Source organism: Clostridium nigeriense, from assembly GCF_050585245.1.
GTDB classification, from domain to species: domain Bacteria; phylum Bacillota; class Clostridia; order Clostridiales; family Clostridiaceae; genus Clostridium; species Clostridium nigeriense_A.
In genome coordinates this window covers 34,938-54,003 of the sequence record NZ_JBNOOF010000004.1, presented here as the reverse complement: position 1 = coordinate 54,003, position 19,066 = coordinate 34,938, and the positions used below count along the sequence as shown (strand labels likewise).

General features: G+C 28.1%; 11 protein-coding genes and 1 pseudogene. 6 read left to right on the top strand and 6 right to left on the bottom strand.

Going from position 1 to position 19,066, the window contains the following annotated elements; all coding sequences use genetic code 11:
- Window positions 1-124 precede the first annotated feature (124 nt).
- From ACQPUY_RS07965 to ACQPUY_RS07940, 6 genes are all read right to left on the bottom strand, one after another.
- Window positions 125-295 (bottom strand): hypothetical protein, encoded by a 171-nt coding sequence (locus ACQPUY_RS07965; protein WP_430840617.1) that lies wholly within the window; start codon window positions 293-295, stop codon window positions 125-127.
- A gap of 23 nt (window positions 296-318) precedes the next feature.
- Window positions 319-1,011, bottom strand: coding sequence for a cadmium resistance transporter (locus ACQPUY_RS07960; RefSeq protein ID WP_430840616.1), 693 nt, complete (start codon window positions 1,009-1,011; stop codon window positions 319-321).
- Window positions 1,012-1,221: 210 nt separating this feature from the next.
- Entirely contained in the window at window positions 1,222-1,419 is a 198-nt protein-coding gene (locus ACQPUY_RS07955) for a hypothetical protein (RefSeq protein ID WP_430840615.1), read from the bottom strand.
- Window positions 1,420-1,557: 138 nt separating this feature from the next.
- Window positions 1,558-1,851, bottom strand: coding sequence for a hypothetical protein (locus ACQPUY_RS07950; RefSeq protein WP_430840614.1), 294 nt, complete (start codon window positions 1,849-1,851; stop codon window positions 1,558-1,560).
- A 621-nt stretch (window positions 1,852-2,472) separates the two neighbouring features.
- On the bottom strand, window positions 2,473-3,027 hold the full coding sequence (locus ACQPUY_RS07945) for a hypothetical protein (protein WP_430840613.1): 555 nt from the start codon (window positions 3,025-3,027) through the stop codon (window positions 2,473-2,475).
- Between the two features lie 738 nt (window positions 3,028-3,765).
- The gene (locus ACQPUY_RS07940) at window positions 3,766-4,947 is read right to left on the bottom strand and encodes a cation diffusion facilitator family transporter (RefSeq protein ID WP_430840612.1); all 1,182 of its coding nucleotides are present in this window, start codon (window positions 4,945-4,947) and stop codon (window positions 3,766-3,768) included.
- 424 nt (window positions 4,948-5,371) lie between these two features.
- Here ACQPUY_RS07940 and ACQPUY_RS07935 point away from each other — a divergent pair, with 424 nt between their 5' ends.
- The 6 genes and pseudogenes from ACQPUY_RS07935 (at window position 5,372) to ACQPUY_RS07910 (ending at window position 19,007) form a co-directional block, all read left to right on the top strand.
- Entirely contained in the window at window positions 5,372-6,667 is a 1,296-nt protein-coding gene (locus tag ACQPUY_RS07935; protein WP_430840611.1) for a M18 family aminopeptidase, read from the top strand.
- A 193-nt stretch (window positions 6,668-6,860) separates the two neighbouring features.
- On the top strand, window positions 6,861-7,772 hold the full coding sequence (gene murQ / locus ACQPUY_RS07930) for an N-acetylmuramic acid 6-phosphate etherase (protein ID WP_430840610.1): 912 nt from the start codon (window positions 6,861-6,863) through the stop codon (window positions 7,770-7,772).
- A 130-nt stretch (window positions 7,773-7,902) separates the two neighbouring features.
- The gene (locus tag ACQPUY_RS07925) at window positions 7,903-8,982 is read left to right on the top strand and encodes a DUF871 domain-containing protein (protein WP_430840609.1); all 1,080 of its coding nucleotides are present in this window, start codon (window positions 7,903-7,905) and stop codon (window positions 8,980-8,982) included.
- A 19-nt stretch (window positions 8,983-9,001) separates the two neighbouring features.
- Complete coding sequence (locus tag ACQPUY_RS07920) at window positions 9,002-9,850, top strand: MurR/RpiR family transcriptional regulator (RefSeq protein ID WP_430840608.1); 849 nt, start codon at window positions 9,002-9,004, stop codon at window positions 9,848-9,850.
- A gap of 138 nt (window positions 9,851-9,988) precedes the next feature.
- Window positions 9,989-10,216, top strand: a pseudogene (locus ACQPUY_RS07915) (DUF3169 family protein); the annotation flags it as partial.
- Between the two features lie 196 nt (window positions 10,217-10,412).
- The gene (locus ACQPUY_RS07910) at window positions 10,413-19,007 is read left to right on the top strand and encodes a GH36-type glycosyl hydrolase domain-containing protein (RefSeq protein WP_430840607.1); all 8,595 of its coding nucleotides are present in this window, start codon (window positions 10,413-10,415) and stop codon (window positions 19,005-19,007) included.
- Window positions 19,008-19,066 lie beyond the last annotated feature (59 nt).

The window sequence follows — 19,066 nt, the reverse complement described above, 5'->3', positions numbered from 1 at the left end:
AATTGTTAGATTCTCCATTTTATAAGTTAATTTAATAAGTTATAATATGTTTTGTAAAAACTGTAATATTAAATTTCAAAAAAGATGTTTCTAATTTATTATTTGATTTAATTTTCATAGTATGTTAAGATAGTTCATCTTGTACATCGTAGTTTTCAGCCCTAAATTTAAGTGTAATATAATTAAATAAGCTTAACATTAACATATATAGTGGAACTATAACATACGAAAGTTTTCCTATATCATATCCTACTAATACATTTATTACATTTTGAAATGGTAATGTTTCATACATAGCAATATAAGAAAATGGTGCAACTACCTTAAAAGACTTTTTTTGAAAATGAAAGTTATCGTTCTACTTTCTATTAGAATAAAAATTCCCAATCCTATGAATATTATTGGAACAAAAATATGCTTGTATTTTTCAATATTTTTCTGAATAAAAGGGCTTTTTGCCAACTTTAACCCAATGAAACACAATAGTAATATAAGAAGTACAAATACTATCACTGTTATAAAAATATCAAATAAACTCATGCTTGCAAAAAGAGGTATATAGATGCCTATATTATCTCCGCCGTTAGCAACAGTTACACTGAATACTTTTACAACACTTGGATTAATAAAACTCTTAATAAAAGTTATTATACGGTTCCCTTGAGTGGCAGTTGATTCTTTAAATTTACCATTCTCACCATTTTGATTTTCTTGCTGATATGCATTCTTTATATCCTTACTTTCCTTTTTATGGTCAACATACGCCTTTATTCCTAAATATATAGGTACTAATCCAAGTAAACCAACATATTCATGTGGAATTATTGATACGCCTAAAGCTCCTATAATGCTTATTGTAGTTAAAGCCCCGATTCCCAAATACTGCCCAATAACAATATGTCGTATTTTCATATCATTATTTATTTGTGAGAAAAATAGCATGAGTATAAATATATCATCAATATTGGTACTGGCAAATGAAACAAAAGCTGTTATTACTGTATTAATCAATAATTTTTCCTCCGTCTTGTATATTCCAATTAATAATAGTAGTTTTAATGAAAAATATCTTACAATGGTTCATTTCTTCAAATACTATAAATTATAACTTCTGATTTATCTATCTTTCTAAAATATATAACAATGGTTACAATAAGCATTAATAGTATTTATACTATTAATGCTAGTACAAATATTTTGTATTTTAATATATTGAGATTATTACTTTGTATCTTTAATCTTTCTTATTTCATCAATAATAGCATATGTACAAAGTATCATTGTAAAAACAATTATTGTAACTAATACAATGCCCATATCTTGCTGTTGAAACCCTATTATTTCAAATAGAATAAGAAATCCAATAACAATAGCAACTGATAATAGAAAAGCAATAACAAAATTTTTCCAATTACTCATAAATTCTCTCCTCACATATAATCAACTCTTAATATAATTTCTAGTTGGTTATAACATATTTTGTAAATAGTATACTATTCAATTTTCAAAGTTCATTTACTTCTAAATGATTTAAATTTATAAATAAATATATTATTTCTACTGTTCTTTCCATGGAAGTAAAAGTGCAAGTGTAATGTATAAAAACGTGACAGCAATCAAAGTTATAGCACCTATTATAATATTATTTATTAATGTAGTTGAATAATATGTAGTCAAATAACTTATAGTAATGGAACTTAAAATAATAAGAATTATCACAATAGCCAGATATCCTTTTACTTTAAATTTAGTACCACACATATTACATTCTATTAATCCGTCTCTTTTATAAGTTGATTTTAGTATGGTTTTAAAATTAATTTTAGAATTACATTTACTACAAACTTTCATACTATACTCCTTTTTATTAATAATATAAGATTATTCATAGCTTCTATTATGGACATTTGTGTTTTTTCACGGATTTTTTTATAGCTTCAACTTCTTTTCCAGTTCTCTTCAAATGAATAGCAAGTTCTTTTAATTCATCTGAAATCCAATAAGAAGATAAATTATTATGTCCTGTTATTTCACACAGTTGATTTAAGAGGTCTTCTTGAATTTTTATTCTTTTCTTTAATGTGGAGATTTCACTAAATGCTAGAATACCACCAATAATAAATAAAAAAATAAAGTATTATATATATTTTCCCCCTTATGAAATAATAGTTTTTAATTATAATTTTTCTGATTCAAAATTAGTACTCTTATAAATGGATTATAACATATTTTGTAAATACCATATTATTCAATTTTCAAAGAGCATTTAATTACTAATAATTTTAAACTACCTATTATAGTTGAATTGCGCATAAAAAAATGCCGCATATTCTTTTTGAATAATGCGGTATTTTAATTAATTTAATATTTAATTTATTCTTCACAATATATTAATATTGTTCCTGAAAATCTAATGATCAAATTGGAATTTGTTGAGTTTTACATTATGCTTATTTACTATTATTAAACTACTTATGCAATTATCTCAAACGTAAACACACAAGGATCTTTTATACTATTTTTGACCCCAGTCACGTCAATGTCTTTGATTTTTAGGTTTATGCCTAAAGCAAGCTGAAGCTCATATAGACGCCCACCTGCACATTGTCCGAAATATGCTTCCAAGGAAGTTGAAATCCCCTTTTCCAGATGCATTGAGCCATGCTTACAGGCGAAACTGATGGTAATAGTTTTAGTTTTTTCGTCCAATAAGATGTCATTGGGCTTGGATTTATAACCGCTTCCTATGGTATTCACAAATATATCAAATCTTTCACTGAGTGGTTTATTACCGTATTCCGTTGCGAAAGATTTACGATCCTTATCAAACTTCATGCCGCGACATGAACCGTTTTTAGCCCATATTGTGAAACATTGCTCCTTAGTTAGATATTTCTCCATGGCGTTTATGAATTTAGTATTGCGTTCGTTTCTATCACTTATGAGCATTATATCTTCAAACAAAGGTAGACAACTTTCTGGAATATTGTTTTTCTTATTCTTCATTTCATTTAACATTGTTTTCACCCTAATATACCTCCCAAAAATTATAATATAACAACAGTATGTTACATTCATAAAAAATAAATAACTTCTAGTTACAGCTCCTAAAGATATTTTTAATTTATCATTATGTTAATATAAGTAATTTTTGTTTATTGCACCATTTAATTGATTAAATATAATAGATTAATTCACTTTAATAAATTCATACCCCATATCTGCTCGCTAAATTAAAACTTATCTCTTTCTTGCTAAATAGAATACCATTATGAATTAATTATAACATATTTTTACAATACAGCACTATTCAATTTTCAAAGAACAAATTCTCTTAGTTAGTTCGCAATAATTTCAAATTTTTAATCTATTTGATAAAGTGAAATTAGAGAAATGAAAAATTATTTCCTTTAGGTATGAGAGTATTAATCATAGCACGGTGACTTGGAGCGAAGCAAAGTTAGAAATACAAATATAATTTTAAAGTATATATAAGTAATAAAATAATCATATTCATAATTCCGAAGCATTGAGGAATTATTACCTTTAGTTATGGGAGTCTAAACACTATGTTGCGTCGACTTGGAGCAAAGCAAAGTTAGAAGTGCAAATATAATTTTAAAGTATATATAAGTAATAAAATAATCATATTCATAATTCCGAAGTATTGAGGAATTATTACCTTTAGTTATGGGAGTATTAATAACATAGTACGGTGACTTGGAGCGAAGCGACGGAGCAAGTACTATGTTATTAATACGACTTTTACTCCATGTAGTCGTAGTCTATTGTAATTACACAGTTGTATTGTGGATGCTCTTTATGTATTGCATCTTTAATATTTTTAAGCATTGTTTCTTCTTCTTTTCTACGTCCTGATAATGAAGGTGAAACAACTATATCGAAAATAAGATTTTTAGAATCGCCTTCTCCAACTATTCTAAAATCATGCATTGACTTAATTTCAGGATATTTTCTTAAAACAGTTTCTACATAACCCCAAGTTTCTCTAATTTCATCTGTAATAAGGCAAATAGGGTCCATGTGTATTACTAAATGTATATTTAAATCTCTTGAAACTTCTCTTTCGGCCATATCTATAACATTATGAATTTCCATTATATCTTTGTCAGATGGTACTTCTGCATGAAGTGAAGCTATAATTCTTCCTGGACCGTAGTTATGAATTATAAGGTCATGAACTCCTGAAATTAATGGATAAGATAAAACTTTTTCACATAGTGCATTAACAAGTTCAGGATCTGGAGCTTCTCCAAGTAATGGGTTAAGAGTTTTTTTAACCAAGCCGAAACCAGCATATAAAATTGCTAGGGCAACAAAGATACCGATATATCCGTCTAGTGGCAAGGTTGTAAACTTAGCTAATAAAAATGATATTATAACAGTACTAGAAGTAAATACATCGCCTAATGCATCTGTAGCAGATGCTTTTAAAGCAGATGAGTTAATTGTATCTCCTATAAATTTATTAAATGTAGATAACCAAACCTTAAATCCAATAGAAATTATTAACAGAATAAATGGAACTAGATCAAAGGTTACAGTTGTAGGATTTAAAACTCTTTCTATAGAGGATTTTACAAACTGAACACCAACAAGCATTACTAAAAATGCAACTAAAAGAGCTGATAGATATTCTATTCTACCATGACCAAAGGGATGCTCTGCATCAGCAGGCTTATTTGCCATTTTAAATCCAATTATAGTAATTACAGAAGAACCTGCATCAGATAAATTATTAAATGCATCAGCTGAAATTGCTATAGATCCAACCAAGATACCAACAAAGAATTTAATTAAGAATAAAAGAAAATTAATTATTATTCCTACTACACCACCTAAAGTTCCATAAGCATTACGAACAGTAGGATTTTTAATATCTTCATTATTTTTAATAAATTTGTTAACTAAGAAATTTGAAAGCATTATATCACTCCTATCTATAAAAATCTTATATGTAAGTTGTAAGAAATATTCTATCTTTGATTAAATTATTACAATAGCTATAGTATTTCATGTAATAGTTATTTATATAATTTATTTTTAATAAATTATTCATTTTGCATTATTAATTCTTCAGTGTGCAATAGCACCATAAACTTATTATATACCAAAGTATGCTAATTTCAATTATAATAGAATTTATTAAAGTAATAATAATTTTGTTATGACTTGGAGCTTGCAACGAAGAAAAAATTCATAATTCCGAGGAATGAGGAATTATTACATTCAGTGTATAAAGAGATAAATATTGTATGACGGCGACTTAGAGCTTGCGAGGTCGCAAGAAATATAATATTTATATCTTTTTATGATATAATAAAGTTATCTTAGCTTAGGAGGAGTAAAAATGGAAAAAAAATTAGCATTAGACTTAATTGACTTTTTATATAAAAGTCCAACAGCTTATCACTCTGTAAAAACTATTAAAGAGAGATTAGACTTAAATGGATTTAATGAAATAAAAGAAAGTGATAAGTGGAACTTACAAAAAGATGGTAAGTACTATGTTATAAAAAATGATTCAGCACTTATTGCCTTTACTATTGGAAATGGAGATATAGAAGAAGATGGTTTCAAATTAATTGGAGCACATACAGATTCACCAGGATTTAGAATTAAAGCAAATCCAGAAATGGTTTCAGAAGGAAAGTACTTAAAGTTAAATACTGAAGTTTATGGTGGACCAATTCTATATACTTGGTTTGATAGACCTTTAGGTATTGCTGGTAAGGTTACATTAAAAGGAGAATCACCATTAAAGCCAGAAGTTAAGCTTGTAAATATAAATAAACCAGTTCTTATAATTCCAAGCCTTGCTATTCATATGAATAGAAGTGTAAATGAAGGATTTAATATAAATAGACAAAAAGATACATTACCTTTATTAAGCCTTATCAATGATAAGTTTGAAAAGGATGGATACTTAGTTGATATTTTAGCAGAAGAACTAAGTGTAGATTCAGGTGATATACTAGGATTTGACTTAGGACTTTACGAAGTTGAAAAGGGAGCTATTATAGGATTAAATGAAGAATTTATTTCATCTGGAAGATTAGATGATATGTGGATGGTATATGCAGGTATTCAAGCTCTAATTGAAAGCAAATCAAACAAATCAACTAAAGTTATGGTATGTATAGATAATGAAGAAATAGGAAGTTTAACTCCTCAAGGAGCAAATTCAGCATTATTATTAAATATATTAGAAAGAATAACTTTAGCATTAGGAAAGGATAGAGAAGGACTTCATAGAGCATTAGCAAATTCATTAATGATTTCTGCAGATTTAGCTCATGCTGTTCATCCAAATGTTGAAGAAAAGCACGATCCAACTAATAGACCAGTATTAGGGAATGGTCCAGTATTAAAGACAGCAGCATCAGGAAGCTATAGTACAGATAGCTATAATGCAGCTATATTTGAAGGACTTTGCAAGTCAGCAGAAGTTCCATATCAAAAGTTCTTTAATAGATCAGATGTAAGAGGTGGAACAACTATAGGTCCAATAACATCATCATTATTAACTATCCCAGTTATGGATATGGGAGCACCATTACTTTCAATGCACTCTATTAGAGAATTAGCAGCAGTTAAGGATAATGTATATACTATAAAATTATTTACAGAGTTCTTTAACCTATAATTTCATAAATTTAATAATAAATTAGTATTGTTAAGGAGCCTAGCAAATTGATGCTTAGGCTTCTTTTTAAATTATAAATAATATTTTATGAAATATGAGTTATATAATTATAATAAAAAATGAAATAATATTTCAATAATGATAATATAATATTGTGATAAAGGTTTACATGTTACTACAAGGAGGTGGTTATATGAAAAAAATAGATTTAGAAAAATTAACAACGGAAAGTAGAAATCAAAATACCATAGATATAGATAATGTTTCAACCTTAGAAATGGTTAAAAAAATTAATAATGAAGATAAGAAAGTGGCAATAGCAGTTGAAGCAGAGTTACCAAAGATTGCAGAAGCTATAGATGGAATAGTAAATAGAATGCATAAGGGAGGAAGGCTGATTTATATAGGGGCTGGTACTTCAGGAAGACTAGGAATATTAGATGCATCAGAGTGTCCTCCAACCTATGGAGTTTCAGAAGAATTAGTACAAGGTATAATTGCTGGTGGAAAAGAAGCAATATTTAGAGCAAAAGAGGGAGCCGAAGATTCAAAAGAGTTAGCAGTAGAAGATTTAAAAAATAAAGCTTTAAATGAAAATGATATTGTAGTAGGACTAGCTGCCTCAGGAAGAACACCATATGTAATAGGTGGATTAGAGTATGCAAATGAAGTAGGAGCACTTACTGTATCAATAACTTGTAATGCAAATTCAGAAGTTGCAAAGTCTGCTAAAATTTCAATAGCACCAGTTGTTGGACCAGAAGTTGTTACAGGATCAACAAGATTAAAATCTGGTACAGCACAAAAGTTAGTTTTAAATATGCTATCAACAGGAACTATGATAAAGCTAGGTAAGGTTTATGGAAATTTAATGGTTGATGTAAGGGCAACAAATGAAAAGTTAGTTGAAAGAGCAAAGAAAATAGTTTGCGAAGCAACAGATATAACAATAGAAGAAGCTGAAAAAGTATTAAAAGAAACTGATTTTGATGTTAAACTTTCAATATTTATGATTCTTTCAAATTTAAAGAAAGATGAAGCAAAAAAAGTTTTAGATGAAAATAAAGGTTATATTGCAAAAGCGCTAAGAGAAATTAAAAATTAAAAATGAAGAATTAAGAATTGTGGAAATAACTCAACGAATTGAGTTATAAAAATATAGAAACTCCTTCGGGAGTTTTTCCTTAATTATGCATTACCAATTATCGATTATCAATTAACACAAGGGGTTTTTTATGAGTTATGGATTTTCTGTTTATTTTGGATTAGATAATACTAAAGAAGAAAATATTAAGTTATTAAAAGATGCCCATGAATTAGGATTTACTAGAATATTTACATCTCTTCATATACCAGAAGCAAACTATGAGATATTTAAGATGGAAGTAAGAGATTTCTTTAAATTAGCTAAAGAATATGATATGGATATAATTAGTGATATATCTCCTAATACCTTTAAGTTTTTAAATTTAGAAGATATGGATTTAGGAGGATTAAAGGATATAGGAGTTAAAACTATAAGAATTGATTTTGGATATAGTGAAGAAAATATAGCCAAGATGAGTAAAAATCAATATGGAATAAAAATTCAGTTAAATGCTTCTACTATTACAGAAGAGTTTTTAAAAAATTTGGATAGTTATTCTCCTGATTATAAGAATATAGATGCTCTTCATAATTTTTATCCTAGAGTAGGAACAGGAATTTCTGAAGAGAGTATGATTAATAAAAATAATTTGCTTAAGATAAGAGGAATTAAACCTTGTGCTTTTGTTCAATCTAATAATAGAAAAAGAAGTCCTTTAAAAGATGGACTTCCTACTCTAGAAGATCATAGGGGGATGTTAGTTAGGGAGGCGGCTAATCATCTATTTGCTTTAGGGAATACTTCAGTATTTATTGGAGATTCACTACCTAGTTTTAATGAGCTTAAAGATTTATCATCTTTAAACCCGGAAGTCATAGAATTAGACATAAAAGTGAAAAATAAGGATGAAATTACACTTAGATTATTAGGTGAGGTCTATTCTGCCAGGACTGACGAAGCTAGGGATGCTATAAGGGCAAGTGAAAGTAGATTAATATTAAAGGGAGATGTTATAGAGCCTTGTAATACTGTTAATAAGGAGTTTGGGGATATAACCATAGATAATAAGGGGTATTTAAGATATATTGGAGAGCTTCAAATTTTAAAAGCAAATCAAGAAAAGGATTCTAGGACAAATGTTGTAGCTTCTGTTTTACAAAAAGATTTTTATTTATTAAAATATATACATGGTGGTAAAAAATTTCACTTTAATATAGTGGAACAATGAAGAATAGTAGGGTGTGAATATGAACGTATTGCAGTATATTAAACAAAATTTTGAGAGCTTCACTGATAGAGAAAAGTCTATAGCAGAATATTTGATTAGTAATAAGAAAAGTATTATTAGTATGTCAGCAAAAGAAATTGGGGATGTAACAAAGACTTCTGCTCCAACTGTAGTAAGATTTTCTAAAAAAATAGGATTTAATTCATTAAATGAAATGAAATTACAGCTATCTTTAAATTTACAAAGTGATAATGATAATGCAGATTTTGAATATCTTCATAGTGATTTATCCACAAAAAATATAATTAGAGGGGTTAAAAGCTCCATAGATTCAATAATGAATCAGACTTTAGGGGTATTAAAGGAAGAGGAGCTAGAAAGAGCTATCGAATTATTAAATAAGGCTAATAATATCTATATTTTTAGTGTTGGTAGTTCTGGTTTAGTTGGAATGGACTTTTATTATAAGCTAAGTAGAATAAATAAAAGATGTATAGCTCATAGTGATACCCATCTTCAAATGACAGCTTCTGCTCTTATGGAAAAAGATGATGTTGCCATTGCAATTTCATATTCAGGGGAGACAAAAGAGGTTATTAAGTGTGCTGAAAATGCTAAGAATAAAGGAGTTTCAGTAATATCAATTACTAAGGCAAGTATAAGTAATACTTTAGCAGATATGTCTGATATAGTATTAAGAGTTCCTTTTGTTGAAAAGTCTTTAAGAGAAGGTGCAATGAGTTCAAGAATTTCACAACTAGCAATTATAGATATGTTGTTCTTAGGCATGGCAAGAACAAATTTAAAAGAAATAGAAGAAAGACTAAGAGTAACTAGAAAAGCAGTAGAAGATTTTAAAGTTAAATAGGAATTTAAGATTTAGATTAATAGTAATTTAATATTAGCAAAAGAGAGTAATTAGTTTAGATAAATTTATTATCTAGTGGTAATTACTCTTTTTGTTATTTAAAAATTATGGAAGTATATATGATACAAATTTTTCAAAAAATGGGTAGATAGCTGTGATGAAGCAATAAAATTAGGAATATTTAAAAGTGCTTATAAAGCATATACCTGTGTATCTACAACCTGTATTATACTTTGGATATTTTGTGTTATAGGTTATGATTTATGGAATTTTGGTGTTATGCCTATGGTAATAGTAACGATTATATGGTTAGTTCAAACAATATCTTATTCTATAGAATCAATTAAATATAATAAGAGAAAATAAAGATAGCGAAAATAATAGATAATACTATATTAGTAAGTTCCATATAACTTTCTATAAATTTTGAATAGATTAAGATTTCATATTTTTGCAAATAATAAATTTACTTATTGGGAAAAATACTTTAAAGTTTATTAGTTTAAATAAAAGTAATTTGGGTATAAATCATAAATAGAGTAAAAAGAAAGGGGAATTATTTGTGAAGGATGAATCATTAAGAAATAGTAGAAAAACTGTACTTATGGAATTAAATGAAGCATTTAAGGGGATTCTTCATAATTATAAATATTTAAACAAGTTAGTAAAGCAGGGAGAAGAGGTTATTCCATCAGCAGAATGGCTTCTAGATAATATTTATTTAATAGAAAAGGAATTTAAAACTATAAAGCATAACCTTCCTTATAGTTACTTTGATAATTTATCTAATATAGATATAGAAGGTGTTAGCTACCCTAGAATATATAGTTTAGCTAAGGGCTATATTGAAATAAATCAAAATGTTATAAATGAAGAAGAAATAATTAAGTTTATAAATAATCAAAAATTAGATTTTACTATTGGCGAACTTTGGGCATTTCCTTTGATGCTTAGAATAGCTTTAATTATTAATCTTGGATTAATAGTAAATGAAATGGTAGTTTTACAGAAGCAAAGACTTGGAGCTAAAGAGCTAGCAAATGTAGTTATAGATTACTATGAAAAGAAAAATATAGAAGTGTTATTAAACAAACTTGAAGAGAAATATCCTTTAGAAAAAGCGAAGAATAGGGAAAAAGAAAAAATAGAAAATACCTATATGGGAGATGATGAAAGTCTTCATGATGGTTTGTTTTCTTCTGAGTTTATAGATAAGTTTTTTAATATTTTAAGAGATAATTCAGTAGATGATGAGAGAATATATAAGTTTGCTTTAGAAAGATTAAAGGGTAGGGAAAACACCAATTTTGAGAAAGAAATAATTAAAGAACATATAAAAGAAGGTAATATAGCAACATCTATTGGAACAAATATAAACTCTTTAAGAATAATGGATTCAGTTAATTGGAAGAGATTCTTCAATGAGACCTCTGAGTCAGAGAAGCTTTTAATGAGAGATCCATCTGGGATTTATAATAGTATGGATTTTGAAACTAAAGATTATTATAGACATAAGGTAGAAGAGATTGCAAGAAAAACTAATATAGATGAAATAACTTTAATAAAAACTGTTTTAGAGCTTAGTAGTTTGCATTTAGAAAATAGAGATTTATATAAAAAGCATATTGGATATTATTTAGTAGATGATGGAATAGTGGACTTATTAAGAAGGTTCGGAATAAACAAAAATACAGATAGTAGAATTCCACAAACTTCCTACATAGTATCTATATTAATTGGAACAATTTTAGTTGATTTAGTAATTTTACTTTTAACTTACTTTATTCCATTAAACTTTAGTATTAGTCAATATATTTTTGCTTTCATTATAATGCTTATACCTGCAAGTGAAGTAGTCATTTCTTTATACAACTGGTTTGCTGCAAAAGTTACACAGGTTAGTTTTATACCAAAGATGGATTTTTCTAAAGGGATACCAAAGGAATATAAAACTGTAGTAGTTATTCCTGCAATTTTAAGTAATAGCAGAGATGTAATTAAGTTGATGAAAAAGTTAGAAGTATATTATTTAGCAAATAGAGATAAAAATATATACTTTGCCTTACTTGGAGATTTATTTGATAGTGCTCATGAAAAAGAAGATATAGATAAGGCTATAAATGACGAAGGTTTAAATATAGCAAAAAAGTTAAATAAGAAATACTCAAAGAATAATACATCTAGATTTTTCTTTTTAAATAGAAAAAGATTATTTAATCCATCAGAAGACGTGTACATGGGGTATGAAAGAAAAAGAGGAAAGCTTATGGAATTTATGGCTTTACTTCAAGGAGAAAGAATAAATAGCTACAATATTATAAGCGATGATTTAGATAACTTAATGGATGCGAGATACATAATTACATTAGATAGTGATACCTTCTTACCTATTGGTAGTGCAAAAAAATTGATTTCAGCAATGAGTCATATTTTAAATAAACCATACGTTAAAGATAATAAAGTAATAAGAGGCTATAGCATAATGCAGCCTAAGGTAAGCGTTAATTTAGAAGATAAACATAAAACTTATTTTTCAAGGATATTTGCTGGTAATGCAGGGGTAGATGCTTATTCTATAGCTGCCTCAGATACATATCAAGATTTATTTAAAGAAGGTATATTTACAGGAAAGGGTATTATAGAAATCAACAGTTTCTATAATATATTGAAAGATGAAATTAAAGAAAATAAAGTATTATCTCACGATTTAATAGAGGGAGTATTAACTAGATGTGCTTTAGTTACAGACATAGAAGTAGTAGATGGGTATCCATCTAGCTATTTATCTAGTGCTTTAAGATTGCATAGATGGGTTAGAGGAGACTGGCAAATAGCAAGATTCTTATTCTCAAAAAAGTTATCTCCTATTTCTAAGTGGAAGATATTTGATAACTTAAGAAGAAGCTTGTTAGCACCAAGTCTTTTACTTGGGTTACTTTCAGTATTAACAGTTCTTAGTGGGGCTGTACAAATATCCATATTACTATTTTTAGCGATAATAATACCTTTAGTATTTACAGTAACTGATTTTGTAGTAACTCCTAAAAAAAGGATTATGGGCACTTTTAAGAACTTAAGGCAAATAATACTTATATTAAGCTTTATACCATATCAAGCCTATTTAATGGTAGATGCTATATTTAGAACTATACATAGATTAACTATTTCTAATAAGCACTTACTTCAATGGAAAACAGCAGAAAAGGTTGAGACTTCAGTTAAAAATACTTATTCATATTACTATAAAAAAATGTGGATATCAGTAGCTATGGCAGTGATTATTGTTCTTCTTAGCTTATTGAATTCCTTTGAAATAGTAGTAACCACTATACCTATTGCAATATTATGGTTTTTATCACCTGCAATTGCATGTAGGATATCTAAAGAAGAAATAGTAATTGAAGATAGGTTAGAAATTGAAGATGATGAATTTTTACGAGAAGTATCAAGAAGAATTTGGGCATATTACGAAGATTTTGTTAATGAAGAAAACAATTATTTAGCTCCAGATAATTATCAAGAAAAGCCATATAAGGGAATTGCCCATAGAACATCTCCAACTAATATGGGTATGGGGTTAATTAGTAATATTGTAGCATATGATCTAGGGTACTTATCTATTGGGGAAGTTATATATAGACTTGAATTGATATTAGATGGGATGAGAGGATTAGAAAAATACAATGGACATTATTTAAATTGGTATGATACAAAATCAAAGTTATCCCTATGGCCAAGATATGTATCCACAGTTGATAGTGGAAATCTTTTAGGATACTTGTGGATAATTAAGGAAGAAATAAAAAACTTTAGAAATAAACCGATAATTAGGGAAAAAGAAATATTAGCTTTAAAGGATACTTATTCATTAGTTAGAAAAGATGATAAAGAAGAATTTCATGATGGTATACAAGATAACTTTGATTTAAATGAATATAAGGATATATTAAAAGAAGAATTAAAGAAAATTAAAGATAGAATTTTAAGTATTACTATTAATTTTGATGAAAATAATAAAAAGGAAATTTACTGGCTAAGAAAATTAGAAAAAGAAATAGAAAGTAAAATAGATTTTTATGATTTTATCTTTGAAGGAATTGAAAAAATAGTAGGTGATTCTTTAAAGAGTTATAAAACACCAACCTTACTTCAAATAATAGATATTTTAGAGGATATAAAAGAAGTTTCAGGAGAGGAATTTAAAGAAATCTTAGATAAAAAGATATTTAAGCTTAAAGAATTTGATGAAAGACTTTTAGTTTTAGCTTCTGAAATTAATAGTATCATGGAGGATATGAAATTTGATTTCTTATATAGTAAGGATAGAGGATTATTCGCTATCGGATATAATGTGGAAGAAAAATCTTTAGGGAATTCTTATTATGATTTAATGGCTTCAGAGGCAAGGGTAGCATCTTTACTAACTATAGCAAGAGGAGAAGTGCCAAAGGAACATTGGTATAACTTAAGTAGAAATATGACAAAGGCCTTTGGATTTAAGACGTTGGTATCTTGGAGTGGAACTATGTTCGAGTATTTTATGCCATTCCAAATTATGAAGTCCTTTGATAACACTATTTGGTCATTATCTTATTCATCTGTAGTTAATGCCCAAAGAGTATATGGGGATAAGAAAAATATACCATGGGGAATATCAGAATCGGCTTATTATGTATTTGATATAAATCAAAATTATCAATATAAAGCTTTTGGAGTTCCGGGCATAGGATTAAAGAGAGGTCTTGAAGATGAAGTAGTAGTTTCTCCCTATTCATCTATTATGACATTACCACTAGATACAAAGTCATCTTTAGATAATTTGAAAAAACTATATGAAAATAAAGCTTATGGTAGATATGGATTTATTGAGGCTATAGATTATAGCCAAGGAAGTGAAGATGCAAAAGAAGTTAGATGCTATATGGTTCACCATTTAGGAATGTCTCTTTTAGCATTAGATAATATTTTAAATAAGAATATTTTAAAAGAAAGATTCCATAGTATTCCTGAAATTAAGGCTGTAGAAATATTATTAAAGGAAAGAGTACCTGAAAATGTAGTCTTTGACAGGGATATAGATATTGGTAGCATCAAAAATAAAGTAATGGAAATAGAAGAGTTTATTCCTAGAGTATTTAAAGGTAGTAAGAGAGAAAATCCAGAGGTATTACTACTTTCAAATGGAAGTTACTCTACTATGATTTCAGATAGTGGAAGTGGATATTCTAAAAAAGATGATATGACAATTTATAGGTGGAAAGGAGATAACACTTCTGATTCAAGTGGAATGTTCTTTTATATTAAGAATTTAAATTCAAATGATTTCTGGAGTGCTACTTATGAACCTTGTAAGGAAGAAAATGACGATTATTCAATAGAGTTTACTTTAGATAAGGCAAAATTTCAAAGAAAAGATGGAAATATTAGCACAAAATATGAAGTGATGTTATCTAGTGAAAATAATGTTGAAATAAGAAAATTAACTTTAAAAAATAACGCAGAAAAGCAAAGAACTATAGAAATAACTAGTTATTTAGAAGTAACATTGCAGTCCTTTGAAGGAGATGCTGTTCATCCTAGTTTTTCAAACCTTTTTATAAGCACAGAATACGATGAGGAGGCTAAGACTTTAATCGGAAATAGAAGGCCTAGAGCTGAGGGAGCAATTACTCATTATATTTTCCATAGTTTAGTCACTAATAATAAGTTAGATGGTGATTTAACCTATGAAACTTCAAGACTTAATTTTATAGGAAGAAATAGAAGTTTAAAATATCCAGAGGTTATGGATAATGATGCCCCACTTCAAAATACTACTGGAACAGTTTTAGATCCAATTATGAGTATTAGAGGTAGAGTCACATTAAGTCCTGGTGAAGAAGGTACTCTGTATTATCTAACTGGGGTTTCAGAAAGTAAAGAAGAGATAATAGATTTAATTTATAAGTATAAAGAAGTTCCTGTTATTGAGAAAATTTTAGATTCTTATAATTATGCTAATCAACTAGAACTAAAACATATTGGTATTAGATCAGCTCAAGCAAATATATATCAAAGCTTAGCATCTTATTTACTTTATCTACATAGTGGCAGAAAAAATAGAGAAGAGTATATAAGAAATATCAATATGTACCAAGAAAATTTATGGGCTTATGGTATTTCTGGTGATTTACCTATAATTTTATTAGTAATTTATGATGAAGATGATATAACTTTATTAAGGCAAGTTATTAATATGCATTACTACTTTAGAAATAAAGGAATCAAGGTAGATTTAATAATTTATAATGAAGAAGAGGCCTCATATGAAGAGCCTCTGCAAAAGGATATTGTTTCAACAGTTAAAAATTCAATAGAAAGAGAAAATATAAATAAGGCTGGGGGAATATTCATTCATAATAAGTCAACCATGGGAAATGAAATTAAAAATTTCTTAATTGGTATTTCTAAGCTATATATTGATTCAAAAGAAGGAAATTTAGCAAATCAATTATTAGAAGCTGTTAATTATGAAAAAGAGGAATATAAGCATAGTGAAGACATAGCTCCAACTAATAGGATAAAAGTTAATATAAATGAAGGAGATTATATTAAGAACCTTATTAATAAAGAAGATGGTAGAAAAACAGAAGATTTATTAGAAGAAGAGTTTATTAATGAAGCCTTAGAACTTAAAGAGTTTAAAGAAATAAACAATTTAAATGAAGAAAGTATAACGTATATTAATAGAGAAGATAATTCTTTAAATAATAAAGATAATTTTGATGAAACCTTAGATTTCTTTAATGGATTTGGAGGATTTAATAAGAAGGATAAAAGTTATGTTATAAGACTTAAGGATTATGAAAATACTCCAGCACCATGGATAAATGTAATTTCTAATAAGGATTTTGGATTCCATATTTCCGAAGTAGGTTCAACTTATACTTGGTGTGGAAATAGTAGAGAAAATAAGATTACTCCTTGGAGTAATGATTGGGTAGTAGATCCAAGCGGAGAAGTATTATATATAAGAGATAATGAAATTGGAACATATTTCAGTATTACGCCAATGCCAATTAGAGATGGTGGAGAATATATTATAAGTCATAGTTTTGGATACTCAACCTTTAAGCACACAGCTTATAATATTAAAGGAGAACTGCAAGTATTTTCTCCTAGAGATGAAAAATTAAAGATATGCAAGGTTAAACTTAAAAATTTATCTAATACCAATAGAAATTTATCATTATTTTATTATGCTCAATTAGTTCTTGGAGTTTATAGTTACGGAAGTGCAAAATATATCAGTACTGCTATAAAGGATAATTATATTTATGGAGTAAATCCATACTCTAAGTACTTTGGAAAATTAAAAGCTTACTTATCTATTTCTGGAGAAGAAAGTCAAAACTTTACTGGAGATAGAAAGAGTTTTATTGGAATTGGAGAAGATTTAAGTCACCCTAAGGCATTAAATATGAATAATTTAAATAATGCTTCAGGAAGTATTTATGATCCTTGCTTAGCTTCACAATTGAATATTTATTTAGAAGCAGGAGAAGAAAAGGAAGTTGTAATTCTATTAGGACAGGAAGAAGAGGAAAGTTTAATAGAAGAAAAGATAAATAAATATAAAAATATAGGGAATGTATATAGTGCTTTACAAGAAGTAAAAGATTATTGGTCAAATTTCCTAGGAAATATACAAGTAAAGACACCAGATTTGTCTATGGACTATCTTTTAAACGGTTGGTTAATGTATCAAACTCTAAGCTGTCGATATTTATCAAGAACTGCTTTTTATCAAAGTGGTGGTGCTTATGGATTCAGAGACCAGCTTCAGGATTCTATGTCTATAGGAATTTTAAATCCATCTATAACTAGGGAGCAAATATTAAGAAGTGCTTCGAGACAATATTTAGAAGGTGATGTTCAACACTGGTGGCATCCAGTAATTAATTCTGGTATTAGAACTAGATTTTCAGATGATTTATTATGGCTACCATATGTTACTATTGAATATATAAATTCTACTGGAGATTATAGTATTTTGGATGAAGAAGCCCCATATTTAGAAGATGATCCCTTAAGAAATGGAGAAGATGAAAGATATACTATAGTGAATACATCTAATAAGAATGGAAGTATTTATGACCATTGTTTAAAAGCTATAGATAGGGGATTAAAATTTGGTAGACACAATATACCTTTAATGGGTAGTGGTGACTGGAATGATGGTATGAGTACTGTTGGTAATAAGGGCGAAGGAGAAAGTGTTTGGGTTGGTTGGTTCTTATATAAAATCTTAGATGGTTTTAAAGATATTTGTAAATATAAAAATGATAGTGAAAAAGAGGAAGAGTATAGTGGATTCCAAGAATTTATTAAAGAGAATCTTGAGAAAAATGCTTGGGATGGAGGTTGGTATAGAAGAGCTTACTTTGATAATGGTAAGCCTTTAGGCTCAAGAGAAAACGATGAGTGTAAGATAGATTCAATAGCTCAAAGTTGGTCAATAATTTCCAAGGCTGCCAAAGAAGAAAGATCTAAAGAGGCAATGGAGTCAGTGGATAGATATCTTGTTGATAAAGATAAGGGACTAATTAAGCTTCTTGCACCACCATTTGATAAATCATCTTTAGAACCAGGATATATTAAGGGATATGTTGCTGGAGTTAGAGAAAATGGAGGTCAATATACTCATGCAGCAGTTTGGGTAATTCTTGCATTAACAAAGCTGGGATTTGGGGATAAAGCATGGAAATACTATAATATGATAAATCCAATAAATCATGCAAATACTGAGCTTGAAGCAAGAAGATACAAAGTTGAACCTTATGTAATGTCAGCAGATGTATATATTAAAGAACCTCATGGCGGTAGAGGTGGTTGGAGCTGGTATACTGGAGCATCTGGATGGATGTATAAAGTAGGATTAGAAGATATTTTAGGTCTAAAAAAGGTTAAAGGAAAAGGGTATTTGATTGAACCATGTGTTCCAGAAAGCTGGAAGGAGTATGAGATTAATATAAGAAATGATTTTGAAGATTATAATATAAAAGTTAAAAGAAGTGAAAGTTGTGAGAATAGAGGAATCTTCATTAATGGAAAGAAAGTTAATGATAATTTAATTCCAAAAGACGGAGGAAACCTTGAAATTGTAGTCATAATATAAGTTTTGTCCTATTGTAAATTAATGTTTAGTTATGTATAATTTTATTATTGGTACAATAA

Excerpts from the sequence above, each read along its gene's own strand:
- ACQPUY_RS07965 (WP_430840617.1), bottom strand. The coding sequence starts at position 295 with ATGTATGAAACATTACCATTTCAAAATGTAATAAATGTATTAGTAGGA.
- ACQPUY_RS07935 (WP_430840611.1), top strand. The coding sequence starts at position 5,372 with ATGGAAAAAAAATTAGCATTAGACTTAATTGACTTTTTATATAAAAGT.
- ACQPUY_RS07955 (WP_430840615.1), bottom strand. The coding sequence starts at position 1,419 with ATGAGTAATTGGAAAAATTTTGTTATTGCTTTTCTATTATCAGTTGCT.
- ACQPUY_RS07920 (WP_430840608.1), top strand. The coding sequence starts at position 9,002 with ATGAACGTATTGCAGTATATTAAACAAAATTTTGAGAGCTTCACTGAT.
- murQ (WP_430840610.1), top strand. The coding sequence starts at position 6,861 with ATGAAAAAAATAGATTTAGAAAAATTAACAACGGAAAGTAGAAATCAA.
- ACQPUY_RS07950 (WP_430840614.1), bottom strand. The coding sequence starts at position 1,851 with ATGAAAGTTTGTAGTAAATGTAATTCTAAAATTAATTTTAAAACCATA.
- ACQPUY_RS07925 (WP_430840609.1), top strand. The coding sequence starts at position 7,903 with ATGAGTTATGGATTTTCTGTTTATTTTGGATTAGATAATACTAAAGAA.
- ACQPUY_RS07940 (WP_430840612.1), bottom strand. The coding sequence starts at position 4,947 with ATGCTTTCAAATTTCTTAGTTAACAAATTTATTAAAAATAATGAAGAT.